We start from the raw sequence: 25,480 nt of genomic DNA, 5'->3' as shown, positions 1-25,480 counted from the left end.
GGCAAGCCGCCAATCGCGCTCATGGCGTGTTGACCTGCCATGGTCCCGGGTGTAGATGCAGGCGGTACAACAAATGGAGGTACTCGCTACATGATCGGCGGATTCGGTATGTGGGAGTTGTTGATTGTTCTCCTGATCGTCCTCGTCATCTTCGGCGCCAACAAACTCCCCGAGATCGGGAGCGGCATGGGCCGGGCCATCCGGAACTTCAAGAAGGCCACCGGTGAACCCGAGGAGATCGACGTTACCCCGGAAAACGAGAAAAAGAAGGAAGAGGGCGAGAAGAAGGAATAGCCCGCCGTCTCCGAGCCATGAATGAAGGGCCCTTCCCTGCGCGGGACAAAGGGCCCTTTTCTCTTCTGAGCTACCTTCGGCGCGCTCCGGCCGTTCCCCTGAGCGCGCCTGAGGAATTGTCCACGCCCAGCCGGTACGTCAATTCCCGGCATTCCGCATACTCATCCAACTGCTGGCGGAGCAACTCCGCGTCCTGGGCTTCAACCCGCCAGACAGCCCTGATGCCTCCAGGCGCGATGTCGGTCCGCAACAGCACCGCTCCGTCCACAGCCTGATTCCACCCCTCCAGCACGCGACCGAACTCCTCCACGCCTGCAGCCGCATACCAGCCGGAGACCTCTAGCAACTCTCCGCCCCGGGAACCGTCTCGTTCGCGTCCGCCGAAGTAGCGCGACCAGAGCCGAAGCCACAGCCCAGGCAAGTCGGAAGCCTGGGCGGTATGCGATTTTTCACCTGTTCGCAGTTCGCCCCGCCAGTTCTCCGGGTCGGAGGCGTCCAACTCGAGCTCCAGGTCGGCGTCCCGCTGGAAAACAACCCCGGAAAGTGTCTGCAGCCTACCGATCTCCTTCCAGTGCTCCATGGCCGGGCCGCGAACGCTCAAGGTATAGGGCACCGGGCTGTCCAGAGTCGCTAGCACGCCCACGTCGCGCAACAGATTCTTCAGAGCGGAACGATTGACACGGACATCCATGGAAGCGGCCAGTCCATCGGAGCGATTCATGGTCCGCACGCCGGAATAGCTCTGCACCAACTCCTGCGCCCGGGGCGCCAGGAACGTTTCCAGCGCGGCCACCCTGGGCTTTGGCAAATCGCCGGGAATGACGTCCAGAGCCTCTTTGAGAACGGCTCGCTCGAACCCATTTGACAGAGCCTCTTGCCGCGGGTCCCCCGTGGCGTTGTCGGAAACGAACACCTCGACCCGGGCGGCGTACAGGGGCGCTGCCAGGGAAAGACACAGCAAAACGGTTGGAATCAAACGCAGCAAATCAAAACTCCGATATTACCGGTTGCAAATCCTCGGCCAGCAAAGCGCTCAAGCATTCTCCGGCATCATTCCGGACGAACTATCCGAAGGTCCTTCCGGGATTTCAGTGGGTGGCTCCGGTTTTGCAGGCCGGATAGAGGTCCAATCCACCACAGAAGAAGTAGATCGCCGTCTTGAAGTGCTCTTTGTTCCTGTAGCCGCAAGCTCGGCGTTTGATTGCCATGATCTTGCTGTTCAGTCCCTCGGCCACGGCGTTGGTGATTCGATGCCGGCAAAAGGTCACCACGTTGTCCATGTGAGCTCTCAAGGTCTGGGCCACCTTCTTCATCGGCGTGATCCGGGATCGCGTGGCCCAACCGCACCATTTCTCCAGGAACCTCTTTGCCCAGCCAGGGCTCATGTAGCCCCACAGATCCTGCAGGCTTTCCTTCATGGCCCAGGCTTTGGCCGTCTTCAGGTTGGCCTGCTTGAGGTCATCGAACCGAGGTCTGTGCTTATCCGGCAGACGGCTTTCGCCGTAAAGCCACAGGTATCTGGTGCCCTTGAGGATTGACTCCCCTTCGGCCATCAGGGCCTTGTGTTCCTGACGCCGGACAGTGTCCACCGCTTTCCCCACGTGTTGCATGACGTGGAAACGGTCAAAGACGATTTTCCGGCTTGCCTCAGGGATCCACTTCATAGTGGCCGAAAAATACGGCTGCCACATGTCCATGCTCACGGCCCGCACTGCTTCCAGCTGCTCGCTACTCAGGCTTTGATAATACGCCTCGAGGCTCGCCGTTCGGCGATCTTCAGCAACATGCTCAACTGTGCCCCTCATCAGATCGCAGACGACGGTCATGTACTTGTGTCCCTTGCGGAAAGCCTTCTCGTCCACCCCGAGGTAGTGGATATTGCGCTGTTCCTTGCGGCTCAAGCCTCTTTTGACGGCTCGTTCCATGATCCCCCAGGTCTCGTCCCAGGAAATACGCAACAGCCTGCGTGCACCTTCGATGGTCGAACAGGCCGTAATCACGTCAATGGCCATGCGCTCCATGAGCAGGGTGAAACGAGAATGGGGAGCGGCCCAGGGGACCTGTGCTTGGCGTACGCCGTGATCAGGACAGTTAACTCGTGGAATACGTGCATGAAGAAATGTCTTGAACTGGCAGGTATCTAGATGTCTCCATGTCCGTTCTTCGGCATGATCCCGGCAAGCCAACTCTCGCCCGCACTCTGGGCAAGACCAAAGAGCGCCAGGCTCATGATCGATCCACACATCCACTCGCCCAGCCCCAGTCTGGAGCTTCACGTCATCCACATGCCAGGGGTGGTCAATGCCAAGAATCTGAGCATAGAAATCGATGTCCCTCATGAGCAATGTCTCCTCTAGAACAGAGGACTACCTCAGGCTGCTACCCACGACAATTCCGGAAGAACCTATCCGAAATCCAGCTTCCTTGGGTCGGGCAGCCAGGGAAGTTACCCTTCGGGCTCGCGGAAGTCGAGCCTCTGAGAAAATCCGCGGTCCGACGCGTCCCGAGAACTGCCTTAGTCGAGCACCACAAGCACCCTGCACTCTTGTAAAAAGCCGTTGGTTTCGGCCACGGCGCGCACCCGGTCCGCGTCCTCTTTGGAGAGAATCAAATCGGTCCGGTTGCGGCCAGTGGCATCCACAGCGCGCACCACAAGGGGGCGAGAGGCGACTCGAGGATTCTGGGCCGCCAGATCGGGGCTCTCCGCATATCCAGCCATCCCATGCGCCACGGCGTACGCACGGCTGACGGAGGACGGGCCGTAGACAGCCTCCCCCTCGGTGTCGAGGATACGGGGGCTGAGGGCCGGACGAACGCCAAGGCCCCGCGCATCCACCACCAGCCCGGAGTACGTACCGGCATTCCCCGGACCTTCCCGCCCGGCAGCCACGGCTGATTCCGGCCTGAAGGGCATGGTGCGGGGCAGCAGCACATCGGCCAAGTCCTTGCGCAGCCACATCTCCACCGTGACCTCCACTTTGTCGTCAGGCAAGCTGGTCGCGCTCTCCACGCAAGAGTTGTGCAGCATTCCCCGGACCCGGGAGCGCACGGCGTCGTCCGAGGCCAAATATTCCGCAACGGTGTTGGTGGAATCGATGTTGATTCGTTTCAAGACGGCCAGCAAGTTCCGCCGGGCCATGATAACGGCCCCGCGCTTGGTCAGCTTTTCGGCCTGGGGCTGGCGCAGGTTCGCCGGAGCCACACCCACGCCGGAGGCTTCGATTCGGCCGTTGCGCCAATTAACGGAGCCATTCTCGTACTCCTGGAGATACTCGGCCCGGGCGGACCCTGCCAGAAGCGGCAGCAGCAAAGCTGCGCACACCAGGTGAATCGGTTTGATCATTTGTCCTCCCCGCCTTGTGGGGCGTTCTTTCTGTCACTGAGATGGTATCTCGCCGAGTTGTCTTCCGGGTCGGCTTCCAAGGCCTTGTTCCATAACCGCCTCGCCTTTTCCAGTTCCCCAGCGGCGGCGGCCTGGGCGGCTTCGCGATCAAGAACCCGGGCCAAGTCCGCCCCGGCGCGAGCGTCCAGGCGCATAGCCTGGCTCCAGGCGTCTTTCGCCAGGGCTGTTTCGCCCTGGTCGTAGAGCACCCACCCGAGGATACGCAACGATTTTGCGGATTCCGGCTCCGCCCGCAGGCTCATTTCAAGGCATTTTCGGGCGCGCTTCAACGCCCCCATGGAGCGGTACGTCTTTCCCGCCAGCCGCAAAACCCAGGGATCTGACGTCGAACCGGTGGACAAGCGCAGCAATTCGGCGGCTTGCCTCCGCTCTCCCTTGGAGAGGGCAAGGTGGGCCAAATACATCGCGGCTTCAGCATGGGTCGGCGTCAGTTCCAGCACCCGCCGCAGGTCCTTTTCCGCCGCGGCCGCTTGGCCCTTTTCAAGAAATAGCAGACCGCGCAGCGTCAGGGCGGACAAATTCTCCGGAGATGCGTCCAACACTATGTCCAGTTGCTCCATGGCCGATTGGAAACGCTTGCCCAACGCCAGCACCAGGGCCAGCCGCACCCGGGCCAGTTCCTCTCCCGGATCAACTCGAATTACCTCGCGATAGTCCTTCTCGGCCTCGTCCAACATACCGTCGTTTTCCGCGTCCAGTCCGTGCATGAGGACGTCTTCAACTGAAAAAGCCAAGCATGGTGTTGTAGCGGACAAAAGGAGCAAAAAAGCACAGAGGCAGGCGGCCACACGGGTCATGATCCGCCCCCAAGCGTCGCCAACAACCCCGAGGCGAGAGATTCCGCAGAGGTGCTGCTTCCAGCCGGAACTTCCACCAGGAGCGCTGGCGCGTTTACCCGGCGGAGCACCAGGAAATCAGCAGAACCGCCCACGACAGCCCCCCGCCCCATTGCTTCCATCAAGCCGGAAACCAGCCGCTCGGTAGCGCGGTGATGCCCGCGCCGGGTGAACCTCTCGAGCAGTTCTTCCCTGTTCAAGGCCGTCTGCCCGCCGGCGGGGGGAGCCAGGCGGCGGGAGGCGTTCTCCCGCTTGGCCGCCAGGGCCGCCCGCTCCCCCCGTGGCCGCTGACTCCATGAATAAATGCCGGTGGCTTCTTCGCCGCCAGTGACGTGCAGACTCACGAAAACTCCAGGAGCCAGACGGTTGGCCTCGGCCACCCGCTCCGCGAGCGAAAGGAAGTAGTCGCCGTCACGCGTCAACCAGACCTCGTATCCGGCATCCCGCAAATGCCGGGCAATGTCACGAACCAACTCCAACGCCGCATCCTTTTCCGGTCCGGACGCCAGATCATCGCCTTCCTCCGCGCCGCCGTGCCCGGCGTCCAGCACGATGCGTCCCACCCGGCGCTCTGGCAGCGGTTCCGCAACGGGCGCTTCACGCAGCGACTCGGCCGACTCCGCGAACTGCTTCAGGCGAAGAAGGGACATGCGGGAATAGGTGTCCTCCGGGTTGAGCCGCACTGCCACGGTGAAGGCCCTCCTGGCTTCACGAAGTCGTCCCAGTTCGCGCTCCGCCCGACCGAGGAGCGACCAAGCCCACTCGTTGCGCGGGTCGCCCCGGACGCTGCGGCGAAGCTTTTCAGCCGCCTCCGCCCACTCCCCGGAGGACAGGGCGGACTGCCCCGCCAAAGCCAACTCGTGCGGTGACAGATCGCTCTCCACCTCACTCCGGCCACGTGAATCGTCTCCCTTGGCGGCAAAGGCGGCAGCCGGGCAGGTCAACAGAAGCACGGCGGCGAGAAGCGGTATTGCCAAGCGAAGCATCATGTTCCTCGACGACATGGTACATACCAAATCGGATGCGTTTCAGTATGGGGCAGCATCTCACGTCCAGCCAAGTCACGAAAGGGCGGAAAACATCCGGGTCAACAACCATTCGAGAATACACCTTTCTTATACGGAAAGAGGCGCGCTTCCCCCTCACCCTCCCCAGACTTCCCGTTGGCCGACGGGTAGGCCTTCCGCCAAGGGAAATCAAGCCCGATTGAAATCCGCATCAACAAACGCTTGTTTGACGCCCTCCGCCCCGAATCACAATACCATTCCGATATTTGTTCATTCCGGAAATGCAGGCCTGTCCGTGGTCCCGGTCCATGCTTCCGCAACTTCTGAGCACCAGCGGGAAGGAGGCCGGACATACACATCGGCTAGTTCAGAAGCAAATTGATCGACCAAACAACCAACCCACCGCACTTCTTGTGAAAATACTCTCGTGTCTTGACATCTTTGTTTGATTGGAGGATGAGCGGGAACATCTCGCTGGCTGGCAAAGACCCGGGGTCAGGGATGGGAACCCCGTGTCTCCCCCCTGGCCATCCCTCTAAACCGCGAGGCCAAACATGCTGGAAAGCCTGCTCTTTCTGCTCATCGTCTTGCCCTTCCTGGCGGGACTCGCCATCCGCCTGGCCCCCGGAGGGGCGCTGCGATCGGGCCTGGTCGCGGCCACCGTGGTCCTGACCGCGGCCTGTTCCTTGAGCCTGCTGGGACACGGCGAATTCGCCGCCCACCCCGGAGACCTCCTCGGCTTCATCCCCGTACGCGGGCTGATCGCCCTGGCGGACTTCGCTCTCCTTTTCCTCATTCTGTATTACGCATTTAAGCTGGATAGCCTGCTCATCAAACTGCTGACCGCGTTCCAGGTCATCATGCTTGCGGTCCTGGAGTTTGGGATGGTGGATCATGGAGCGAAGTTCCCCACCTTCTTCGCGGACAACCTGTCCCTGATCATGGTGCTCGTCATCTCCCTGGTGGGCGGCCTTATCTGCATCTACGCCCTGCCCTACATGCGCGAGCACGAGAAGCACCTGGGTCTCAAACAAACCCGGCAGCCCCGCTTTTTCATGTTCCTCATCCTTTTCCTGGGAGCCATGAACGGGCTGGTGCTGGCCAACGACCTGACCTTCTTCTACTTCTTCTTCGAGGTCACCACGCTGTGCTCCTTCCTGCTCATCGCCCATGACGACACGGACGAGGCCTGGGCAAGCGCCAAGCGGGCCCTGCTGCTCAACGGCGTGGGCGGAGCCGCCTTCGTCCTGGCCATGGTCTGGAGCTACGCCGCGGCCGGCACTCTGTCCATCCAGGCTCTGGTGACGTCCGGCAGCATGGCTGGAGCCATGCTCGTGCCGATGGCATTCTTCTGCCTGGCCGGCTTCACCAAGGCGGCCCAGATGCCCTTCCAGAGCTGGCTACTGGGAGCCATGGTGGCCCCCACGCCAACTTCGGCTCTGCTCCACTCCTCCACCATGGTCAAGGCGGGCGTCTACCTGGTGCTCCGCTTCGCCCCGGCCTTCGCGGGCACCTTCCTGTCCGACTCGGTGGCAGTCATCGGCGCGTTCACATTCGTGGCAGCGGCCGCGCTGGCAGTGGGGCAGTCCAACGCCAAGAAGATCCTGGCCTACTCAACCATCTCCAACCTCGGCCTGATCATCGCATGCGCGGGCATCAACACGCCGCAGGCCATCACCGCCGGGGTGCTGCTGCTCATTTTCCACGCCGCTTCCAAGGGCCTGCTCTTCTGCTGCGTGGGCCACATCGAGCAGCACATCCACTCCCGCGACATCGAGGACATGCGCGGCCTGTCAGCGGCCATGCCCCGCGCCGCGATGATCACCATTATTGGCATCCTGACCATGATGCTGCCGCCCTTCGGCGTGCTGCTCTCCAAGTGGATGGCCATCGAGGCCGCCGCCGGCAACCTGGTGGTGATCGTACTGCTGGCCCTGGGCAGCGCCCTGACTGTCTTCATCTACGCCCGCTGGGCCGGAAACCTTATGAGTGCGCCCTACAAGGCCAAGCCCATGCCCAGCACCCTGGGATTCGCCAACGGCCTCTCCCTTGTGCTGCTAGCGGGCGGCGCGGTTGTGCTCAGCCTGCTGGCACCGGTTCTCTACACCAACCTGGTTTTGCCGGATCTCACCGCCACACCCTACCAGGTCGTCGGTGGAACCCTGGACAGCCCCGTGGGCGCCTTCGCGGTCTACCCGCTCTTCCTGGCCCTTGGCATCGCCTTCCTCATCGGCTTGCGCGCTGTGCTCAAGGCCCGGTCCAGGGAACTCAGCCCGCCATACATGTCCGGCGTGCAGCTCGACGATTCCTCCGGGTTCAAGGGCCCAATGGGCCTGCCGGTGAAAATGAGCGCGGGCAACTACTACCTGGCGTCCGTGTTCGGTGAAGACCGGCTCACCTTCTGGATCAACATCGGCGCAGCCATGCTGCTGGCGCTCATGATAGGAGGCGCGCTGTAATGGTTGACTTCCTGCTCATTCTGGCCGGACTTGTGCTGGCTCCGCTGGCCGGGGGACTCATCGCGGGCGTGGACCGCAAGATCACCGCCCGCCTGCAGTCCCGTTACGGCCCGCCCATTCTCCAGCCCTTCTACGACGTGGCCAAGCTGTTCGGCAAAAGCCCCAGCATCGTCAATGTCTGGCAGGTGTTCTGCGCTTACCTGTACGCGGCGGCCGCGGCCATCTCCGTGGTGCTGATCTTCGTCGGCGCCGACCTGCTGCTTATCTTCTTCGTCCAGGCAGTAGGCGCGGTATTCCTGGTCATGGGCGGCCTCTCCGCCCCGTCCCCATACTCCCAAGTGGGCGCGCACCGCGAACTCATCCAGGTACTGACCTACGAGCCGCTCATCATTCTGGTCTTCATCGGCATATTCCTGACCACGGGCTCCTTCAAGGTCACAGCGATCTTCGAGCAGTCGCAGCCCATGCTGCTGCAACTCCCCCTGCTGTATCTGGTCTTGACCTACGCCCTGACCATCAAACTCCGAAAATCCCCCTTCGACTTCTCCACCTCCCACCACGGGCACCAGGAGATCGTGAAGGGAGTCCTGACCGAGTACTCCGGCCCGCACCTGGCTCTGGTGGAGATCGCCCACTGGTACGAAACCGTACTCATCCTGGGCCTGTGCGCCCTGTTCTGGCACACCTCCATCATCGGCATGGCCATCCTGCTCGCGCTGACCTACTTCGCCGAGCTTCTGGTGGACAACGTTACCGCCCGCATGACCTGGCGCTGGATGCTGGGCTACGTGTGGGGTGTGGGCCTGGCCATGTGCGTCGTCAACCTTGTCTGGATCTACGTGGGGTAGCCCGATGAACGCCATTACTGAATTCATCAAGAAGTCCCGTCTCAAGTCGCCCTGGGCCATGCATTTCGACTGCGGCTCCTGCAACGGCTGCGACATCGAGACCCTGGCCGTGCTCACCCCGGTCTACGACGTGGAGCGCTTCGGCATCATCAACGTGGGCAACCCCAAGCACGCCGACGTGCTGCTGGTGACCGGAACGGTGAACTACCGCAACCAGCACGTGCTGCGGAACCTCTACGAGCAGATGCCCGACCCCAAGCTGGTCGTGGCCATCGGTGCCTGCGGCCTGTCCGGCGGCGTATTCCGCGAGGCTCCAAACGTTGTCGGCGGGGTGGACAAGATTATCCCGGTGGACGTGTACGTCCCCGGATGCCCGCCCAAGCCCGAAGCCATCATCGACGGCGTTGTCGAAGGACTGGCCAAGCTGGCCGAACTGCAACAGCAAGCCGTGTAGCGGAGAATCATATGAAGGGAGAGATCATCGAAGTCACCAAGGACAACCTGGTTTCCGAGGCCCTGCGCCTCAAGGAGGCCGGACACCGCATGGTGACAATGACCTGCCTGGAACTGGACGAGGAGACCTTCGAACTCATCTACCACTTCGACAAGGATCTGGAGATGACCCACCTCAGGCTCCGGACTCCCAAAACGGAGCCCGTGCCCAGCCTGACCCCGGTCCTCTTCATGGCCGTGCTGGTGGAAAACGAGGCCAAGGACCATTTCGGCGTCTGCTTCGAGGACCTGCCGCTGGACTTCAACGGCGCCCTCTACCTGGAGGAAGAGGTCAAGGCCACGCCGTTCTGCCGCTACTCCGTGAGCAAACAATAGCCCTGCGAGGGAATCCGATATGTCCCGAACCGTCATCCCCTTCGGACCGCAGCACCCGGTGCTGCCCGAACCGCTCCACCTCAAGCTGGTGGTGGAGGACGAAATCGTCCAGGAGGCCTTGCCGCAGCTCGGCTTCGTCCACCGCGGACTGGAGAAGCTCTGCGACATCCGCGACTACCACCAGATGATCCAGATCTGCGAGCGGGTCTGCGGCATCTGTTCCAAGATCCACGCCATGTGTTACTGCCAGGGCATCGAGGAAATGATGGACGTGGAAGTGCCGCCCCGCGCCAAGTACCTCCGCACCATCTGGTCGGAGTTGCACCGTATCCACTCCCACCTGCTCTGGCTCGGCCTCTTCGCCGACGCCTTCGGTTTCGAGTCGGTCTTCATGCAATTCTGGCGCATCCGCGAGCGGGTCATGGACATCAACGAGGCCACCACAGGCAACCGGGTCATCGTCTCGGTCAATGTGGTGGGCGGCACCCGAGCCGACCTCACGCCCGAACAGTGCAACTGGATTCTGAGCGAATTGGACACGGTGGAGAGCGAGGTCAAGCAACTGCAAAAGACCATGCTCAACGACTACACCGTGTGCAAGCGCACCAAGGAAGTTGGCGTAATGACACGTGATCAGGCTTACGAACTGGGGGCCGCCGGCCCCACCCTGCGCGGCAGCGGAGTGGCCCAGGACATGCGCCAGCTTGGCTACGAGGCTTTCTCCGACCTTGACTTCGAGCCTGTCGTAGAGACCTCCGGCGACTCGTACGCCCGCGGCAGAGTGCGCTTCCGAGAGACACTGCAGTCCATCGACCTCGTGCGCCAAGCCATATCCCGCATGCCCGACGGCGAAACCCGCACCAAGGTCAAGGGCAACCCGGAAGGCGAAAGCACAATCCGCGTGGAGCAGCCGCGCGGCGAATTGCTCTACTACTTCAAGGCCAACGGCAAGAAACACCTGGAGCGGCTCCGCATCCGCACGCCCACCTTCGCCAACGTCCCCCCGCTTCTGGCCATGCTCCCCGGAGTGGAGCTGGCCGACGTGCCGGTGGTCGTCCTTTCCATCGACCCGTGCATCAGTTGCACCGAACGCTAGGGAGGAACCCATGGCTTTCATGACCTCCAACGTGCTCCGCAACCTCTTTCGCAAAAGCTCCACCCGCATGTACCCAGTGGTCCGGCGGGCGGACTTCGAAGGGTCCCGGGGCGAGCTCTACAACGACATCGAGCACTGCATCTTCTGCAAGAGTTGCCAGATAAAGTGCCCCTCCCAGTGCATCACCGTGGACAAGCAGGCGGGCACCTGGGTCTGCGATCCCTTCGCTTGCGTTTTCTGCGGCATCTGCGTGGAAACATGCCCCACAAACTGCTTGCACATGAAGACCGCCTGGCGGCCCGTGTCTCGGCGGCGTGAGATGATCACCATGCAGGGTACACCGCCCAAACCCAAAAAGAAGGCCGCCGCCAAGGACGACACAGACTCCAAGGCCGAAGCCAAGGACAAGGACGCCACTGGAAAGGAAAGCGGCAAAGCTTCGGAAACGAAGGCTTCCGGAAAAACGGCCTCGAAGAAAACTCACTCCAAGGAGAGTACCGAGCCCAATAAAGCGGCCGCAAAAAAGTCCACCGCAAAAAAAACGACCACAGCCAAGGGCTCCAAGGCCAAGTCCGGCGAGTCCAAATCCTGATCCGCCGCCTTGCCAGCCCGTTATCCGCGAGCCCGCCTCATCCCTTTTGATGAGGCGGGCTCGTTGATTTCCATGGTTGCTCCACACGAGTCTTTCCGATAGATGGAACGCATTTCATATCAAAGGAGTATGGTTCATGAGTGAAAGTAACCCGGTCAGCCGGAATACCCTCTACGTCACCGCCTTCCTCTGCCTTGTTGTCGGTTTTGTCGTGGGCGTGGTCGGGGCGAGCGTGTACAAGAAGCCACAACCGCACAGCGGACAACAGACGGCTCAACACCAGCAGCAGCGGCAACAACCGCGCCAGACAGGGCAGCAGGGGTTGAGCGAAGGCGAACGCCAACGCTTCCTTGAACTCGAAATGGACGCGGCAAAGAACCCCAAGGACCATCAGGCGTGGAACACGTTGGGGCACTTCGCCTTTGACCACGGCCAATACAAACGCGCCGTGGACGCCTACGAGACGTCCCTGAACATCCTGCACGAGCAGCCCGACGTCTGGACTGACCTGGGGGTCATGTACCGCCGGACGCACCAGCACAAGAAAGCCATCGACGCCTTCAACACGGCCATCGAACTCAACCCTGACCACCGCATCGCCCGACTGAACAAGGGTGTGGTGCTCATCCACGACCTCAACCGTAAGGAAGAAGGCCTGGACTCCTGGCGTGAGTTGGTTCGAATGGATCCCGACGCCAGAGCACCCAATGGCACGCCGGTGCGGGACCTCATCAAGCAGCTGGAGTGATTTTCCGATTTGACTTCCCTCCTCCCCCCGAGCATGATGCGAAAGTGGGATAACCCGCTAATCCACATCTAGGGGAGGATACCATGGAAGCCCAAAACACCGAGGACCGGGCCACGCCGTACCTGGACCTGAGCTTCGCGCGCTCAGCCAAGGACATGGCTGTGGCCGCTCTTCTTCTTTCCTTCGTGGCCCTGGCCGCGGCCGGGGCCGTATTCTTTACCGCCCGCAGTGACACATCCGGGCTGGAAGAACAGACAGCAACCTTGCAGCAGCGGCTGACCGGCTTCGAGCAACAGATGGCCACATTCGACGCAAGGCTGGATCAGGTCGCCAACCTGCCGGAAGAAGTCCGCACCCGCATCATGATGCAGCAGATCGAGCAGATGAAAGCGGGAATGGCGGCCATGGCCGGCCAGATGGAAGGGGATTTCCAGGCCAAAGTGGAACAGGCCATGGACCTGTTGGACGAGGCGGCCTCCGGCCTCAGCGGTTCAGCCACTCCCTGACCAGGGCCACCGCCTGCTCCGGCCGCGCCGGGTCCACCCAGCGCATGTCTTGCTCCTTGCGGAACCAGGTCATCTGCCGTTTGGCGTAGGCTCTGGTACGCTTGAGCCACATTGCCTTGGCCTGATCCAGGTCCATACGCCCGCGAAGGTACTCCAGGCACTCGTGAACGCCGATGCCTGTGAACCCCGGAGCGTTCACGTCCGGGCACTCCTTGAAGGCACGGTCAACCTCGTCCAGCGCGCCGTCGCGGACCATGGACTCGATGCGCTCCTCCAACTTCGGTGTGAGCGCGTCGAGGTCCGCTTCCAGACCGATCTTCAGGACATCGAAACGGGGCTGGCTCTCATCGCGGGTGTGGAAGGAGGAAAAGACACGGCCGGTTGATTCGTAGACTTCCAGAGCGCGGGTGACGCGGTGCCGGTCGTTGGGGTGTATCTTGGCCGCGTAATCGGGGTCGATTTGCTCCAAAAAAGAATACATTGTCTCCGGCCCAAGGGCGTCATAACCCGCTTGAATCTGATGACGCACCAGATCCGGGGTGTCCGGCACGGGGTCCAAACCATAGACCAGCGCGTCCAGGTATAGGCCGGTTCCACCGGTCAACAGTGGGAGCAACCCGTTTTCCGCGCATTCCAGCATGGCCTGCTCCGCCATGGTGGTGAAAGCTCCCGCGTTGACACCTTGGCACGGATCAAGAAAGCCGAAGAGGTGATGCGGGCAACTGGCCTGCTCCTCGGAGCTGGGCTGGGCGGTGACCGTTTCCAATCCACGGTAGACCTGCCGGGAGTCGATGTTGATCACAGCTCCACCGAACTCTTCCGCCAGGGCCAGGGAAACACTGGTCTTGCCCGCGCCGGTGGGACCCAGCAGGCAGACGGATGGAGGCAAGCTCACGAGCCCTCCCCCTCTTGCCGGTTCATGTCGGCGTACCGCGCGTAAATTCGAGGCAGGACCTCGTCCGGCACCAGCCCCTTGATGTTGGCGTCCAGCCTGGCGGTCTGCTTGATTATGGTGGAACTGAGATACATCCACTTGAAGTCGGTCATCAGAAAGACTGTCTGGACCTCGCGGTTGAGCTTGCGGTTCATGAGCGCCATCTGAAATTCGTATTCGAAGTCCGACACCGCCCGCATGCCACGCAGTATGACGTTGGCTCCCCGCTTGGAGACATAGTCCACCAACAGTCCGTGGAACGGCTCCACCTCCACCCCCTCGTCGCGGGCGAACACCTCCCTGGCCATCTCAACCCGTTCGTCCAGGTTAAAGAGAGGGTTTTTGCTCGATTCCTTGGCCACAGCCACGACAACCTTTTTGAAAATGGTGAGCCCACGCCGAACAAGGGAAACGTGTCCGTTGGTCAGGGGGTCGAAGGTGCCGGGGTAGACGGCTACGCAGCTTGGTCCGTTCGCCATAGCAGAATCCTGGTCTGTCCGTACCGTTTGTCTGTTTCGGGCGGGCCCAGTTCCTCGGGCAGGTCGCCCAAATCCTCATCCGCGCTTATTTCGCAAACCAGCCAAGCCCCGCCACGCAGCCACCCCTTGCCCACAATCTGGGCCAAGGCTGAGGCAAGCAAATTTTGGCCGTAGGGCGGATCGACAAAGGCAACATCATACGGCAAGTCCGGCCCCTTCGCCAGAACACGCGCGGCCTCGTCCTGGCTCATGAGCCAGTCACCGGGTTGCAGCCCCAGTTCCTTGCAGCTCTTGCGGATCAACCCAGCCGCCCGCTTGTCCCGCTCCACAAATCGGATGAATGGCGCACCCCGGCTGGCCGCCTCCAGGCCAAGGGAACCGCTGCCGGCGAACACGTCCAACACCCTGCAGCTCGACCAGTCCACCCCGCGGGCGGAAAGCATTGAAAACAAGGCCTCGCGCACCTTGGCCGTTGCCGGGCGGTAGCCCTCCCCTTCCCCAGTATGAATGCGCCGCCCGCGAAAGCGGCCACCTGTGATGCGCACTCAGGTCTCCGATATGAGTTCCAGCAGGGAGCGATTGGTCTCCAGCAGGCGGTCCCGCAGGTCGGTCTGGTCAACCCAGGGCTTTTCCCGCACGTCCTCCATCCGGGTTTTGAATTCCGCCAGCAGACGCTCGGTATCGCTGAGCAGATATTCCCAATCGATGCCCGGCCTGGCCTGCTCCGGGTGAACCCGCACTTCCGGCTCCACTCCCGGAGCCAGGGTGACTTCCTCCAGATAATCCGGCACGTGCACGGTGAAACCCAACCTATCCCGAATGAGTTCTGCCAGGGTGTCCTGTGCCGAGGCTTCGCCATGCACCAGGAATATTTCCATGGCCTCGTTGGTGAAGTTGCCCAGCCACTCCAGAATCTGACTTTGACCGGCGTGGGCGGAAAAACCGCCAATGGTGTACACCTTGGCGTGCACCGCCACGTCCTCTCCGAAGATGCGGATGGACTCCGCCCCGTCCACGATGCGCCGCCCCGGCGTCCCCATGGCCTGAAACCCCACAAAGACCACCGAGGCCCCGTGCCGCCAAAGGTTGTGCTTGAGATGGTGTTTGACGCGCCCAGCGTTGCACATGCCGCTGGCGGAAATGATCACCGCAGGTTCGCGGGTTTCGTTAATGGCCATGGACTCTTTGGCCGTGGTCGTGAACTTGAGGTTGGGCAACTCCAGGGGATGCTCCCCGTTCTCGATGAGGTTGCGCGTCTCCTCGTCCAGAAACTCCGGGTGGCGCTTGAATATCTTTGTGGCCCGGATGGCCAGGGGGCTATCCAGGTAAACAGGCATGTCCTCCGGCAGTTTCCCCTCCTTGCGGAGCTGGTGCAACACATAGATTATTTCCTGGCTGCGCTCCACGGCGAAGGCCGGAATGATGCATTTTTCATTGTTGCGGTAGGCCCGCTTGATGGCCTGAGCCAACTCCTCGCGACTGTTTTCCTCGTCCTTGTGGTCACGGTCGCCGTAGGTGGACTCCACGAAAAGGTAGTCGGCGTTCTTGGTGATCTCCGGGTCAGATACGAGCAGTTGGTTCGGACGGCCGAGATCGCCTGAAAAGACGAGCCTGTAGGAGTCGTCGTCCTCCCGGACTTCCACACGGATGAAGGCGGAGCCGAGAATGTGCCCGGCGTCGCAATACCTGATGCGCACGCCTTTGATGGGCTCAAGGGCCTCATCGTACTCCACGGTCTTGAAGAGCGGCATGACCGCCTCGGCGTCCTCCTGGGTATAGAGGGCATCAATGGGCTGCTTGCCGTGGCGGCGGCGCTTCTTGTTTTCCCACTCCGCCTCCATCTCCTGGATGTGGGCCGAATCCAGGAGCATGATCTCAAGCAGGTCGCGAGTGGGCGCGGTGCAGTAGATGTCGCCCTTAAACCCCTCCTTGACCAACTTCGGTAAAAGGCCTGAATGGTCGATGTGGGCGTGGGTAACGCAGACGAACTCCAACTCTTCCGGCTTGTATGGCGTCATGTCCAGGTTGCGCTTGTCGATTTCGCGGTTGCCCTGGTGCATGCCGCAATCAATGGCGAATTTGCGGCCATCAGCCTCACACAGAAAACAGGACCCGGTCACGGTCCGGGCCGCGCCGAGAAAGGATATCTTCACGAAGCACTCCTGTTGTTTACACTCGGCCCTGGTGGGGGTACACGCGTGGGACCCCAAAACTGGAGCAATCACATGGCCGACTCGAGGCAATACCTCATCGACGAACTGTCCATCAAGGAATCCTGGCGGCTTTTCCGCATCATGGCGGAGATCGTGGACGGCTTCGAGGAGCTCAGCGACGTGGGGCCGGCAGTGTCCCTGTTCGGCTCCGCGCGGGCCAAGCCGGACGACGAGAACTACAAGCTGACCCGCGAACTAGCCAGGCAGCTGGGTGAAAAAGGCTTCGACATCATCACCGGCGGCGGGCCTGGACTCATGGAGGCGGCCAACAAGGGGGCCCAGGACTCCGGGGCGAAATCCATAGGACTGCACATCGAACTCCCACTGGAGCAGCAGTGCAACGAGTTCCTGGATTTGCAGGTCTCTTTCCGGTATTTTTTCATCCGCAAGGTCATGTTCGTCAAATACGCCACCGCCTACGTCGCCCTGCCCGGCGGTTTCGGCACCCTGGACGAGCTGGCCGAGGCGCTGGTGCTCATCCAGACCAAGCGCATCAAGCCCTTCCCCGTGGTGCTTCTGGGCAGCCAGTTCTGGTCCGGCCTCATCGACTGGTTCAAAGACAATTTGGTGGCCAACGGCTACGTCTCGCCCGAGGACCTTGAGTTGTTCAGGGTGGTGGACACCCCGGAGGAGGCCGCCATCTTCATCCGCCGGCACGTCGTGGTCTAGTGAAAAACCAGCGCCGCGCCATGGCCTGGGGACTGGTCACGGTCCTGCTCTGGTCCACCGTGGCCACGGCCTTTAAGCTCAGCCTGCGCCATCTTGAGCCGGTGCAGTTGCTGCTCATCGCGTCGCTGGTCTCATTGCTGGTCATGGGAGCGGTGCTGGCGGTCAGGGGCAGGCTGCACCTCGTTTTCCAGGCTACTCCCCGGCAGGTGGGCACTTCGCTGGCCCTGGGCGTGCTCAACCCATTCCTCTACTACCTCGTCCTCTTCAAGGCCTACGACCTCCTACCCGCGCAGGAAGCCCAACCGCTGAACTACACCTGGGCCATCACCCTGACCCTGCTTTCCATTCCCATCCTCGGGCAGCGCCCCACATGGCGCGACGGCTTGGCCACCCTGATCAGCTATGCCGGGGTGGTGGTCATCGCCACCCGGGGCGATATCCTCTCCCTGCGCTTCGCCTCGCCCCTTGGCGTCGGCCTGGCCTTGGGCAGCACAATCATTTGGGCGCTGTACTGGCTTTTCTCCGCCCGCGCCGCCCGGGACGGTCGCGACCCCGTGGCCGCCCTCTTCCTGAATTTCCTCTTCGCCCTACCCTTCATCCTGATGGCCTGCCTGTTCACCGCCGGACTGCCAACCAATCTGAATGGCCTGCTGGCCGCGGCTTACGTCGGAGTATTCGAGATGGGCGTGACCTTCATCACCTGGTTTACCGCCCTGCGGCTGGCCGAGAGCGCATCCCGCGTGGGCAATCTCATCTTCATTTCGCCCTTCCTTTCGCTGGTCTTCATTCACTACCTGGTGGGCGAGGCAATTCTGGCCTCCACAGTGTGGGGGCTGGTCTGCATCATCGGCGGGCTGGCCTTGCAGCAATTGAGTCGAGAGAAAACGGGCTAGGTTTTCAGCCCAGCACCTTTCGGCTACCCTGGCCGCCCGCATGGAAACAAAGGAGCTACAATGCGCGTCGCCATATCAACATCATCATTCGCCCAGTACGGGCGCGAGCCGCTGGACCTGCTGGAGCGGGCCGGGGCGGATTTCATTCTCAACCCCCACGGCCGCAAACTGACCCCGGACGAGGTGGTGGAGCTGGCCGCCGGCTGCGACGGTCTGGTGGCCGGAACCGAACCCCTGGACCGCTCGGTGCTCTCACGATTGCCCAACCTCAAAGTCCTCTCCCGCTGCGGCGTGGGCATGGACAACGTGGACCTGGAGGCGGCCGAGGAACTGGGCGTGCTGGTGCGCAACACCCCGCTTGGTCCCACCCGCGCCGTGGCCGAACTCATCGTCGGCCTGGCCATGGACCTGCTGCGCCAAGTCACCCGCATGGACCGGGAACTGCGGGCCGGCGTCTGGAAAAAGCGCATGGGCAACCTTCTGCAGGGAAAGCGTGTGGGCATTATCGGCATGGGCCGCATTGGCGTGGCGGTTGCCGAGCTGCTCACGCCCTTCGACGTGGAGATAGGTTACGCCGACCCTGTTTCCACCGTCCCGGGATACACCAAGATGGGGATGGAGGAACTGCTCCCCTGGGCTGACATCGTCAGTCTGCACTGCTCCCGCACCGGCATGGACTGCGCTCTGCTGGACCGCCAGCGGCTGGTTTCCATGAAGCCGGGCTCCTGGCTCATCAACGCCGGACGCGGCGGGCTGGTGGACGAGGAGGCCCTGTACGACCTGCTCTCCGCCGGACACCTGGCCGGAGCGGCTGTGGACTGCTTCTGCGAGGAGCCCTACCAGGGACGGCTGCGGGAGTTGGACTCAGTCATCCTGACCCCGCACATCGGCTCCTACGCCCGCGAGGGGCGTGTGCGAATGGAGGCCGACGCGGTGAGCAACCTGCTTGAAGCCTTGGAGAAAACGAAATGATCCGGGTGCTGGTCTTTGATTTCGACGGGGTGATCATGGAAACGGTGGCGGTCAAGACCCGCGCCTTCGCCCGCAGCGTGGAGGATTTCGGTCCAGAGGCGGTTGACTGGCTGACCGAGTTGCACCTGCGCCACGGCGGGGTTTCACGGTATGAGAAGTTCCGCCGCTTTTACGAGGAATACCTGGGCCGGGACATCACCCAGCCCGACATCGACATGCTGGTGGGGCGCTTTCTGCAAGCCGCGGAGGAGGAGCTGCTTGAAGCCCCCTTCGTCACCGGCGCGCGGGAGGCCATCGAGGAAGCGCACCGGACGTATCCGATCTACGTGGCCTCGGGCGCTCCCCAGGAGGAGTTGCGGGCCATCTGCCAGGTGAAGGGGCTGACGCGTTATTTCCAGGGCATCTACGGCTCTCCGCCGGAGAAAGCGGAGTTGCTGCGCCGCATCCTCATGGAGTCCGGCGCGCAGCCAAACGAAACCCTCATGATCGGCGACTCCTCAACCGACCTGGAGGCTGCCGAGGCCGTTGGGACGCGCTTCTATGGCCGTGGAAAGTTCCCCGCGCCGCACGAGTGGGCGGAGGACCTCACCGGCCTCACGGAATGGCTGAGAATGCAGGGGTGAGTTAAGCGTACTTCCCCATGAGGGGATCGCCGCGCATCATCTCCCGCACCCGCTCCAGATCAGCCTGGGTGTCCACGCTCAGGCTCTTGGCGTCGGTATGCACCATGCGCACCCGGCCGCCGTTCTCCAGGATGCGCATCATGTCCACGGACTCGATGCGCTCCAGCGGGGTCTCGTCCATCTCGTTGAAACGCAGCAGGAAATCCCGGCGGAAGGGGATGATGCAGACCTGCTTGCGCATGGGCACCTCGCCCGCGCCCTTCTTGCGGGAGGGAACGGGCTCGCGGGAGAAGTAGAGGGCATCCCCGGTCAGGTCCACCACCACTTTTACCTCGTTGGGATCTTCGAACTCCTCCACCGTGGCCATGTCCGCCATGAGGTTGACCACCTGCAGATCCTGGTCCTCGCGCAAAGGCAGCAAGGACTGGGTGATCATCTCCGGTGTGACCATGGGCTCGTCGCCCTGCACCATGACCACGGTCTCCACTTGCTCGCCTATTTCCGCCTCGTAGGCCAGCATGGCCTCGGACGTACGGTCGGTGCAGCGCTCGTGGGTGTCCGCGGTCATGATGGGTTTGAGTCCCACCGAAAGGCAGTAGTCGTATATCTCCTGGTCGCAGGTGGCCACCAGGGTCTCGTCCAGCAACTCGCACATGCGGGTGCGAAAGGCCACGTGCCCCACCATGGGCACGCCGTGGATGTCCGCCAGGGGCTTGCCCGGAAAGCGGGATGACCCCATGCGGGCCGGAATAATGGCTATCGTCTTGCCCATCAGTTCGTCTCCGAAAAGGCCGCCACCCCGCCGCGCGAGGCCGCGTCCAGCATTCTTATGTCCAGGGAATAGGCCACGAAACGGTAGCCTTGCTCCATCCGTGAGGAAAGCTCTTCAGGCCGGGGTTCGATGATGTGGATGCCCGGAGCCTTGTCCGAGGCCATGCCCACCTCCTCGATGCGGCGAAGGGCGGCCAGGACGTCGGGGTGTTCAAACTCGCCCGGATGCCCCAGAGAAGCGGACAGGTCGTAGGGGCCGACGATGAAGCCGTCCACGTCGTCGACAGCCAGGATGGCTTCCAGATTGCGCACCGCCTCGATATGCTCCACCTGCACGATGAGGACGCCCCGCTCGGCCAGGGCCTGCTTGTACTCGGGAAAAGAAACGCCGTATGCCTGCGCGCGGTACAACCCAACGCCACGCGTGCCGCGCGGGGGATAGTGCATGGCCGAGGCCGCCGCCCGGGCCTCGTCCGGCGTGTTGACCATGGGCACGATCAGGCCGTGGGCCCCGGCGTCCATGACCCGCTTGATCTGCACCGGGTCGTTGCTGGACAGCCGCACCATGGGGGAAGCGCCGCACAGGTCGATGGTGCGTATGAGCCGCTCCGCCTCGCCCAGGGTTATGGAACTGTGTTCCAGGTCCACGGCCAGCCAGGAAAACCCGGACCGGGCCATGATCTCGGCCACGGCCGGGTGCGCCAGGGTGATCCAGGAGCCCAGGGCCGCGCCGCCCGAGCGCAGGGTCTGCTTGAGGTCGTTCACCTAGCCCTCCTTCATCCAGTCCAGAAAACGTTCAGCGGCCGGGCGCAGGTCGAACCGCTCCACCACGTCGCGCCGCGCCGCCCGGGCCATTTTGTGCCGCAAATCGGGCGATTCCGCCAGGGTCTGCACGTGCTCCCGCCACTCCTCCGGGCGACGCACGAGAAAACCGGTTTCGCCATGACGGATCACTTCGCGGTTGAAGCCGACGTCCGAGGCCACGGGCACCACGCCGCAAGCCATGTACTGCAACAGCTTGAAACCGCACTTGCCACGGGTGTACTCGTCATCGGTCAGCGGCATAAGCCCCACGTCCATCTGCCGCAGCAGATCGACCTCGCGCTCGCCGCTCCACGGCTCGAACCGCACGCCCTCCTCTCCCGGGCCGGTATAGGGGGCGTCCGAAACCACCAGCCTGTCCAGCCCCATGCCACGCAGAAGCGGCATGATTTCCGGCAGAAAGAAGAGATTGCAGGAGGTTCCCATCCACCCAACCGTTACCGCCTCGTCCCGCTCCAGGCCTGGGGTGTAGGCGGAGGTGTCCAGCGGCGTGGGCAGAACCTCCACCCGCTTGGCGAACGGGCCGGCCTTTTGGGCCAGGAAACGGTTGCCCGCCACCACCAGATCCACGGCCCGGCATACGGCCCGGAATCGCGCGGTCTGCGCGAGCTCCTTGCGCGTGCGCCGGGACCCGGCCGGAGTGTTGGGGTGGCAGGTCCAAACCGCGTCGTCGAAATCGTAGACCAACCTGCCCGCCCCGCGCCGCAAAAGGGCCAGATCAAGCGGGTTGAGCAGCTTCTTCTGCAAAACCACCGTAGCCCCTTGGGGCAAAGAAAGAAGAAACGGCAGACGCTTGGCGAGCGAGCCGGGAATCGATCGACGCTCGGCCTCCACACCGGCATCCCTGGCGGCTTCCAGCAGGGGCAGCACCCGAAAGCGCACGGAAGGCAGAGTGTCGCCGGACTGGGTGAGAAAGACGACCCGGTGCATCAGAGGAAGTCGGGATCGATCCCCGCCTTGCCGCTCGCGGTCATTGTTTTGATGTAGCGCACGCTCTTGTCGTCCACAGGGACGATGGGAAACCGGGTGGAGCAGGCGTCGCACCTGGCCATGGAGGGCTGGGTGGGGGCGATGAGAGGGACCTCCCGGCCGCAGTTGGGACAGGCATAGAGATAGACGAGTTCCAGCCCGCTGGGGTGGACCGGTGTGAGGGGCTTTTCGTTTTCAGCCATTGGGCTCTCGGGTGATGAGGTTTTTTCCGCTCATATCTTCGGGCTGCTCCACGCCGAGAAGATGCAGGATGGTGGGCGCGATGTCGCACAGGCGGCCCTTGGGGGCCAGCGCAACCTCCTCCGCGTCGGCGGCGATGTAGACCAGGGGAACCGGATTGGTGGAATGGGCCGTCTGGGTGGAGCCGCCCGGATCGAGCATTTCCTCGGAGTTGCCGTGGTCCGCCGTCAGCAGAATGCGGCCGCCGCCGTCCAGGAACTCCTTGACGATGCGGCCCACGCACTCGTCCACCGCCTGGCAGGCCTGGATGACCGCGTCCATGAATCCGGTGTGGCCAACCATATCGAGGTTGGCCAGATTGCAGACCATGAGGTCGAACGCGCGCCAATTCTCCAGAAGCTGGTCGGTGACTTCAGCGGCACTCATCTCCGGCTTTTGGTCGTAGGTGCTGACCTCCCTGGGCGACGGCACCAGAATTCGTTCCTCGCCCGGGAAGGAGTCCTCCCGCCCGCAATTGAGGAAGAACGTGACGTGGGCGTACTTTTCGGTCTCGGCGATGCGGAGTTGCTTCAGCCCGGCCTCGGAAACGGTCTGCCCAAGGGTATGCTCAATGGACTGCGGCGGAAACGCCACAGGCATGGGAAAGCTTTTGTCGTAGCGGGTCATGGTCACGAAGCTGGAGAGGGCGGGCCGCCCCTCCCGTTCGAACTCGTCGAATCCGTCGTCAAAGATGGCCCGGCTGATCTGCCGGGCGCGGTCGGCGCGGAAGTTGAAGAATACCAAGCTATCGCCGTCTTTAAGGCGGGCCACCGGGCGGCCGTTCTCAACCACCACCCGAGGCTTGACGAATTCATCGTTCTCGCCTTCCTCATAGGCCTGCCAAACCGCCGCCACGGGATCCCCGATCTCATGCCCGCGGCCCATAACCAGCGCGTCATACGCCTGCTTGGTGCGGTCGAAACGGGTATCTCGATCCATGGCGTAGTAGCGGCCGCTGACCGTGGCTATACGCCCCGCGCCCAGCCGCCTCATTTCGGCGAGCGTATCCTCAAGAAAGCCGGCACCGCTGGTGGGAGCGGTGTCGCGGCCGTCCAGAAAGGCGTGCAGGACAACCTCCACTCCGCGCTCCTTGGCCATTGCCAGCAGGGCGAAGAGGTGACGCAGATGGCTGTGTACGCCGCCGTCGGAAACGAGTCCCATGAGGTGGAGCCTGCCGCCGGATTCCCTGGCGGCGTTCATGGCTCCGGCCAGGACCTCGTTCTCCTTGATGGAGCCGTCCTCGATGGCCAGGTCGATGCGGGTCATGTCCTGGTAGACCACGCGGCCTGCGCCGATATTCATGTGCCCCACCTCGGAGTTGCCCATGAATCCTTCCGGCAGGCCCACGGCCCGACCGGAACAGGCCAGGGTGGTTCCGGGGTAGCTTTGCTGCAGGGAGTCCAGTGTCGGAGTGGCCGCCCGGAGAACGGCGTTGCCCTCGCCTTCCGGGGCCACGCCCCAGCCGTCCAGGATCAGCAGCAGAAGGGGGTCATTCCGCGGCATCGGTCTCCAGCTCCAACCGCTTTCCCTCGGACCACAGCCCTTCCAGGTCGTAGAGCTGCCGCTGGTCTGGCAGGAAGATGTGCACCAGCACGTCGTTAAGGTCCACCAGAATCCACTGGGCTTCCCGCTGCCCTTCCACGCCCAGCAGGTTCATATCGCTCTCCCCCGCCTTGTCGATGACATGGGAGGCAATGCCCTTGGCGTGTCTGGGTCCTTGCGCGGTGCACAACACCAGGAACTCGGTGATGGGGCAGCTGCCTCGGACATCCACGGCCATTACGTCGGAGGCCTTCTTTTCATTCAGCCAAGACGAGACTTCCCGCGCCTTGTCCTCGGGGTCCCAGTGGTCTCGAATCTCTTTGCGTTTGCTCATTGGCACCTTGTCTGCAATGGATTGGCGGTTCAAAACCCGCCGCAACGAGAAACCATAATGCAAAGCGTGGCCGGTCGCAATGCGCCGGTGACTTTCGGCCGCTTTTCCCTCCGGAAGAGGCGGCGTTTACTGCCGGGCCAAAGTATGAAACAACTACCTCCGTTTCCCTTCACCCCCGCATCGCCATGAATGAACTGATTCTCATCCAGATTTCCGGAGAGGACAGGCCGGGCCTGACCGCCCGCTTGACCGAGGCCATGGCCCCCCACGGGGCCGACATCCTGGACATGGGACAGGCGGTCATCCACGACATGCTTTCCCTGGGCATCCTGGTAAGGCTGCACCCGGAAGCTGACGCCGCGGCCCTCATCAAGGACATGCTCTTTCTCGCCCATGAGCTTGGCATCAAGCTCAAATGCATTCCGATCAGCGCCGGGGATTATCAGAAATGGGCCGCCCTGGAGGACCGCATGCGCCACATCGTCACCCTGCTTGGACGGCGGGTTGACTCTGCCCAGGTGGCCGCCGTGTCGCGGGCGATGGAACAGAGCGGACTGAACATCGAGGTCATTACCCGGCTTTCCTCCCGCCAGCCCCTGGACCCGTCGGAAAACGGCCGACCCGCCTGCATCGAGTTCTTCGCCCAGGGCGAACCCAGGAATCTGGAAGAGCTGCGCACGGAGTTTTTGCGCATCTCCCACGAAATGGGCGTGGACATCGCCCTGCAGGAGGACAACGTATTCCGTCGCAACCGCCGACTGGTTGCCTTCGACATGGACTCCACCCTCATCCAGGCAGAAGTCATCGACGAACTGGCCGCCGAGGCTGGAGTGGGTGATCAGGTGGCCGCCATCACCGAGTCGGCCATGCGCGGGGAACTTGACTTCCAGGAAAGCCTGCGCAGCCGCCTGCGGCTTCTGCGCGGCCTGAATGAAGAGGCGTTGGAGCGGGTGGCGGAGCGCATTCCCCTGACCGAGGGAGCCGAGCGGCTCATCACCAATCTCAAGCGGTTCGGCTACAAGATCGCCATCATCTCCGGCGGCTTCACCTACTTCGGCCGCAGGCTGCAGGAGCGGCTGGGCATCGACTATCTGCACGCCAACGAGTTGGAAGTGGCTGACGGCAAAGTCACTGGCGAGGTCAACGGCCCCATCGTGGACGCCGAGCGCAAGGCGGAGCTTCTGCGGGGCATCGCCGAGAGCGAGGACATCAGCCTGCAACAGGTCATCGCCGTGGGCGACGGTGCCAACGACCTGCCCATGCTCAACCTGGCGGGCCTGGGCATCGCCTTCCACGCCAAACCCAAGGTGAAAGAGGGAGCCAGGCAGGCCATTTCCACCCTGGGCCTGGACTCCATCCTCTACCTCATCGGCATGCGGGAGCGGGAAACCCTCTCCTGACG

At 62.6% G+C, this 25,480-nt stretch carries 29 protein-coding genes; 14 read left to right on the top strand and 15 right to left on the bottom strand.

All coding sequences use genetic code 11. The features are described from left to right. Positions 1–90 precede the first annotated feature (90 nt). Entirely contained in the window at positions 91–294 is a 204-nt protein-coding gene (locus N911_RS0104470; protein WP_029894769.1) for a twin-arginine translocase TatA/TatE family subunit, read from the top strand. Between the two features lie 70 nt (positions 295–364). Here the strand turns inward: N911_RS0104470 and N911_RS0104465 are convergent, their stop codons facing one another. From N911_RS0104465 to N911_RS17350, 5 genes are all read right to left on the bottom strand, one after another. After that, a complete protein-coding gene (locus N911_RS0104465; RefSeq protein ID WP_029894768.1) occupies positions 365–1,279 on the bottom strand; it encodes a hypothetical protein in 915 nt (304 codons plus the stop codon). A gap of 103 nt (positions 1,280–1,382) precedes the next feature. After that, positions 1,383–2,633: an ISL3 family transposase gene (locus N911_RS0104460; protein ID WP_029893407.1), complete on the bottom strand. Its 1,251-nt coding sequence runs from the start codon at positions 2,631–2,633 to the stop codon at positions 1,383–1,385. A gap of 176 nt (positions 2,634–2,809) precedes the next feature. Continuing rightward, a complete protein-coding gene (locus tag N911_RS0104455; protein WP_051693914.1) occupies positions 2,810–3,637 on the bottom strand; it encodes a hypothetical protein in 828 nt (275 codons plus the stop codon). Then, entirely contained in the window at positions 3,634–4,404 is a 771-nt protein-coding gene (locus tag N911_RS0104450) for a tetratricopeptide repeat protein (protein WP_029894762.1), read from the bottom strand. Before N911_RS0104450 ends, N911_RS0104455 begins: the two co-directional genes overlap by 4 nt. Positions 4,405–4,490: 86 nt before the next feature. Beyond that, a complete protein-coding gene (locus N911_RS17350) occupies positions 4,491–5,486 on the bottom strand; it encodes an N-acetylmuramoyl-L-alanine amidase family protein (protein ID WP_161781593.1) in 996 nt (331 codons plus the stop codon). A gap of 608 nt (positions 5,487–6,094) precedes the next feature. Here N911_RS17350 and N911_RS0104435 point away from each other — a divergent pair. The 8 genes from N911_RS0104435 to N911_RS0104395 all read left to right on the top strand — a co-directional run bounded on the left by N911_RS0104435 (position 6,095) and on the right by N911_RS0104395 (position 12,617). Continuing rightward, a complete protein-coding gene (locus N911_RS0104435) occupies positions 6,095–7,999 on the top strand; it encodes an NADH-quinone oxidoreductase subunit 5 family protein (RefSeq protein ID WP_029894758.1) in 1,905 nt (634 codons plus the stop codon). Next, positions 7,999–8,847, top strand: coding sequence for a respiratory chain complex I subunit 1 family protein (locus tag N911_RS0104430; RefSeq protein WP_029894755.1), 849 nt, complete (start codon positions 7,999–8,001; stop codon positions 8,845–8,847). Before N911_RS0104435 ends, N911_RS0104430 begins: the two co-directional genes overlap by 1 nt. Positions 8,848–8,851: 4 nt before the next feature. Continuing rightward, positions 8,852–9,301: an NADH-quinone oxidoreductase subunit B family protein gene (locus N911_RS0104425; RefSeq protein WP_029894753.1), complete on the top strand. Its 450-nt coding sequence runs from the start codon at positions 8,852–8,854 to the stop codon at positions 9,299–9,301. A gap of 11 nt (positions 9,302–9,312) precedes the next feature. Further along, positions 9,313–9,675, top strand: a complete 363-nt coding sequence (locus N911_RS0104420; protein WP_029894751.1) for an NADH-quinone oxidoreductase subunit C — start codon at positions 9,313–9,315, stop codon at positions 9,673–9,675. Between the two features lie 19 nt (positions 9,676–9,694). Continuing rightward, positions 9,695–10,771 carry a hydrogenase large subunit gene (locus tag N911_RS0104415; RefSeq protein ID WP_029894750.1) on the top strand — a complete coding sequence of 359 codons (1,077 nt, stop codon included), beginning with the start codon at positions 9,695–9,697 and terminating at the stop codon, positions 10,769–10,771. Between the two features lie 10 nt (positions 10,772–10,781). Continuing rightward, a complete protein-coding gene (locus tag N911_RS19065) occupies positions 10,782–11,363 on the top strand; it encodes a 4Fe-4S binding protein (RefSeq protein ID WP_138774331.1) in 582 nt (193 codons plus the stop codon). A gap of 136 nt (positions 11,364–11,499) precedes the next feature. Then, the gene (locus N911_RS0104400) at positions 11,500–12,111 is read left to right on the top strand and encodes a tetratricopeptide repeat protein (RefSeq protein ID WP_029894746.1); all 612 of its coding nucleotides are present in this window, start codon (positions 11,500–11,502) and stop codon (positions 12,109–12,111) included. An 83-nt stretch (positions 12,112–12,194) separates the two neighbouring features. Continuing rightward, positions 12,195–12,617: a hypothetical protein gene (locus N911_RS0104395; protein ID WP_029894744.1), complete on the top strand. Its 423-nt coding sequence runs from the start codon at positions 12,195–12,197 to the stop codon at positions 12,615–12,617. Here the strand turns inward: N911_RS0104395 and miaA are convergent. The 4 genes from miaA to N911_RS0104375 are packed head-to-tail and all read right to left on the bottom strand — an operon-like array spanning position 12,595 to position 16,183. Continuing rightward, the gene (gene miaA, locus N911_RS0104390; RefSeq protein ID WP_029894742.1) at positions 12,595–13,512 is read right to left on the bottom strand and encodes a tRNA (adenosine(37)-N6)-dimethylallyltransferase MiaA; all 918 of its coding nucleotides are present in this window, start codon (positions 13,510–13,512) and stop codon (positions 12,595–12,597) included. The two genes, N911_RS0104395 and miaA, sit on opposite strands and share 23 nt — an antisense overlap. After that, positions 13,509–14,030 carry a pantetheine-phosphate adenylyltransferase gene (gene coaD / locus N911_RS0104385; protein ID WP_029894740.1) on the bottom strand — a complete coding sequence of 174 codons (522 nt, stop codon included), beginning with the start codon at positions 14,028–14,030 and terminating at the stop codon, positions 13,509–13,511. Before coaD ends, miaA begins: the two co-directional genes overlap by 4 nt. After that, positions 14,006–14,575: a 16S rRNA (guanine(966)-N(2))-methyltransferase RsmD gene (gene rsmD / locus N911_RS0104380; protein ID WP_029894738.1), complete on the bottom strand. Its 570-nt coding sequence runs from the start codon at positions 14,573–14,575 to the stop codon at positions 14,006–14,008. Before rsmD ends, coaD begins: the two co-directional genes overlap by 25 nt. Further along, a complete protein-coding gene (locus tag N911_RS0104375) occupies positions 14,576–16,183 on the bottom strand; it encodes an MBL fold metallo-hydrolase RNA specificity domain-containing protein (protein WP_029894736.1) in 1,608 nt (535 codons plus the stop codon). Between the two features lie 72 nt (positions 16,184–16,255). Here N911_RS0104375 and N911_RS0104370 point away from each other — a divergent pair, with 72 nt between their 5' ends. The 4 genes from N911_RS0104370 to N911_RS0104355 are packed head-to-tail and all read left to right on the top strand — an operon-like array spanning position 16,256 to position 19,400. Then, positions 16,256–16,912, top strand: coding sequence for an LOG family protein (locus N911_RS0104370; protein ID WP_029894734.1), 657 nt, complete (start codon positions 16,256–16,258; stop codon positions 16,910–16,912). After that, positions 16,912–17,805 carry a DMT family transporter gene (locus tag N911_RS0104365; RefSeq protein WP_029894732.1) on the top strand — a complete coding sequence of 298 codons (894 nt, stop codon included), beginning with the start codon at positions 16,912–16,914 and terminating at the stop codon, positions 17,803–17,805. The genes N911_RS0104370 and N911_RS0104365 overlap by 1 nt, the downstream gene beginning before the upstream one ends. 60 nt (positions 17,806–17,865) lie before the next feature. After that, entirely contained in the window at positions 17,866–18,777 is a 912-nt protein-coding gene (locus N911_RS0104360; protein ID WP_029894730.1) for a phosphoglycerate dehydrogenase, read from the top strand. Continuing rightward, complete coding sequence (locus N911_RS0104355; protein ID WP_029894728.1) at positions 18,774–19,400, top strand: HAD family hydrolase; 627 nt, start codon at positions 18,774–18,776, stop codon at positions 19,398–19,400. Before N911_RS0104360 ends, N911_RS0104355 begins: the two co-directional genes overlap by 4 nt. 1 nt (position 19,401) lies before the next feature. Here N911_RS0104355 and N911_RS0104350 read toward each other — a convergent pair whose 3' ends face one another. Genes N911_RS0104350 through rsfS form a run of 6 tightly spaced genes read right to left on the bottom strand, consistent with a single transcriptional unit; the run spans position 19,402 to position 24,078 of the window. Then, positions 19,402–20,172: a 3-deoxy-manno-octulosonate cytidylyltransferase gene (locus tag N911_RS0104350; protein ID WP_029894725.1), complete on the bottom strand. Its 771-nt coding sequence runs from the start codon at positions 20,170–20,172 to the stop codon at positions 19,402–19,404. After that, on the bottom strand, positions 20,172–20,936 hold the full coding sequence (locus N911_RS0104345) for an HpcH/HpaI aldolase family protein (RefSeq protein ID WP_051693911.1): 765 nt from the start codon (positions 20,934–20,936) through the stop codon (positions 20,172–20,174). The genes N911_RS0104350 and N911_RS0104345 overlap by 1 nt, the downstream gene beginning before the upstream one ends. After that, positions 20,937–21,923 (bottom strand): glycosyltransferase family 4 protein, encoded by a 987-nt coding sequence (locus N911_RS16620; protein ID WP_035104333.1) that lies wholly within the window; start codon positions 21,921–21,923, stop codon positions 20,937–20,939. Continuing rightward, on the bottom strand, positions 21,923–22,165 hold the full coding sequence (locus N911_RS0104335) for a hypothetical protein (RefSeq protein WP_029894719.1): 243 nt from the start codon (positions 22,163–22,165) through the stop codon (positions 21,923–21,925). The genes N911_RS16620 and N911_RS0104335 overlap by 1 nt, the downstream gene beginning before the upstream one ends. Beyond that, positions 22,158–23,705 (bottom strand): 2,3-bisphosphoglycerate-independent phosphoglycerate mutase, encoded by a 1,548-nt coding sequence (gpmI, locus tag N911_RS0104330; protein WP_029894717.1) that lies wholly within the window; start codon positions 23,703–23,705, stop codon positions 22,158–22,160. Before gpmI ends, N911_RS0104335 begins: the two co-directional genes overlap by 8 nt. Then, complete coding sequence (gene rsfS / locus N911_RS0104325; RefSeq protein WP_029894715.1) at positions 23,692–24,078, bottom strand: ribosome silencing factor; 387 nt, start codon at positions 24,076–24,078, stop codon at positions 23,692–23,694. Before rsfS ends, gpmI begins: the two co-directional genes overlap by 14 nt. A gap of 185 nt (positions 24,079–24,263) precedes the next feature. On the opposite strand from rsfS, the gene serB reads away from it, so the two are divergent. Then, on the top strand, positions 24,264–25,478 hold the full coding sequence (serB, locus tag N911_RS0104320; protein ID WP_029894713.1) for a phosphoserine phosphatase SerB: 1,215 nt from the start codon (positions 24,264–24,266) through the stop codon (positions 25,476–25,478). Positions 25,479–25,480 lie beyond the last annotated feature (2 nt).

Source organism: Desulfohalovibrio reitneri, assembly GCF_000711295.1.
GTDB lineage: Bacteria > Desulfobacterota > Desulfovibrionia > Desulfovibrionales > Desulfovibrionaceae > Desulfohalovibrio > Desulfohalovibrio reitneri.
This window is presented reverse-complemented; position numbering and strand designations above follow the sequence as displayed.

Coding starts and splice junctions, on each gene's coding strand:
- N911_RS0104460 (WP_029893407.1), bottom strand. CDS start 2,633: ATGAGGGACATCGATTTCTATGCTCAGATTCTTGGCATTGACCACCCC.
- N911_RS0104420 (WP_029894751.1), top strand. CDS start 9,313: ATGAAGGGAGAGATCATCGAAGTCACCAAGGACAACCTGGTTTCCGAG.
- N911_RS16620 (WP_035104333.1), bottom strand. CDS start 21,923: ATGCACCGGGTCGTCTTTCTCACCCAGTCCGGCGACACTCTGCCTTCC.
- gpmI (WP_029894717.1), bottom strand. CDS start 23,705: ATGCCGCGGAATGACCCCCTTCTGCTGCTGATCCTGGACGGCTGGGGC.
- N911_RS0104415 (WP_029894750.1), top strand. CDS start 9,695: ATGTCCCGAACCGTCATCCCCTTCGGACCGCAGCACCCGGTGCTGCCC.
- N911_RS19065 (WP_138774331.1), top strand. CDS start 10,782: ATGGCTTTCATGACCTCCAACGTGCTCCGCAACCTCTTTCGCAAAAGC.
- N911_RS0104370 (WP_029894734.1), top strand. CDS start 16,256: ATGGCCGACTCGAGGCAATACCTCATCGACGAACTGTCCATCAAGGAA.
- N911_RS0104335 (WP_029894719.1), bottom strand. CDS start 22,165: ATGGCTGAAAACGAAAAGCCCCTCACACCGGTCCACCCCAGCGGGCTG.
- N911_RS0104470 (WP_029894769.1), top strand. CDS start 91: ATGATCGGCGGATTCGGTATGTGGGAGTTGTTGATTGTTCTCCTGATC.
- rsfS (WP_029894715.1), bottom strand. CDS start 24,078: ATGAGCAAACGCAAAGAGATTCGAGACCACTGGGACCCCGAGGACAAG.
- serB (WP_029894713.1), top strand. CDS start 24,264: ATGAATGAACTGATTCTCATCCAGATTTCCGGAGAGGACAGGCCGGGC.
- N911_RS0104350 (WP_029894725.1), bottom strand. CDS start 20,172: ATGGGCAAGACGATAGCCATTATTCCGGCCCGCATGGGGTCATCCCGC.
- N911_RS0104450 (WP_029894762.1), bottom strand. CDS start 4,404: ATGCACGGACTGGACGCGGAAAACGACGGTATGTTGGACGAGGCCGAG.
- N911_RS0104430 (WP_029894755.1), top strand. CDS start 7,999: ATGGTTGACTTCCTGCTCATTCTGGCCGGACTTGTGCTGGCTCCGCTG.
- N911_RS0104400 (WP_029894746.1), top strand. CDS start 11,500: ATGAGTGAAAGTAACCCGGTCAGCCGGAATACCCTCTACGTCACCGCC.
- N911_RS0104395 (WP_029894744.1), top strand. CDS start 12,195: ATGGAAGCCCAAAACACCGAGGACCGGGCCACGCCGTACCTGGACCTG.
- N911_RS0104455 (WP_051693914.1), bottom strand. CDS start 3,637: ATGATCAAACCGATTCACCTGGTGTGCGCAGCTTTGCTGCTGCCGCTT.
- N911_RS0104425 (WP_029894753.1), top strand. CDS start 8,852: ATGAACGCCATTACTGAATTCATCAAGAAGTCCCGTCTCAAGTCGCCC.
- coaD (WP_029894740.1), bottom strand. CDS start 14,030: ATGGCGAACGGACCAAGCTGCGTAGCCGTCTACCCCGGCACCTTCGAC.
- N911_RS0104360 (WP_029894730.1), top strand. CDS start 17,866: ATGCGCGTCGCCATATCAACATCATCATTCGCCCAGTACGGGCGCGAG.
- N911_RS0104355 (WP_029894728.1), top strand. CDS start 18,774: ATGATCCGGGTGCTGGTCTTTGATTTCGACGGGGTGATCATGGAAACG.
- N911_RS0104435 (WP_029894758.1), top strand. CDS start 6,095: ATGCTGGAAAGCCTGCTCTTTCTGCTCATCGTCTTGCCCTTCCTGGCG.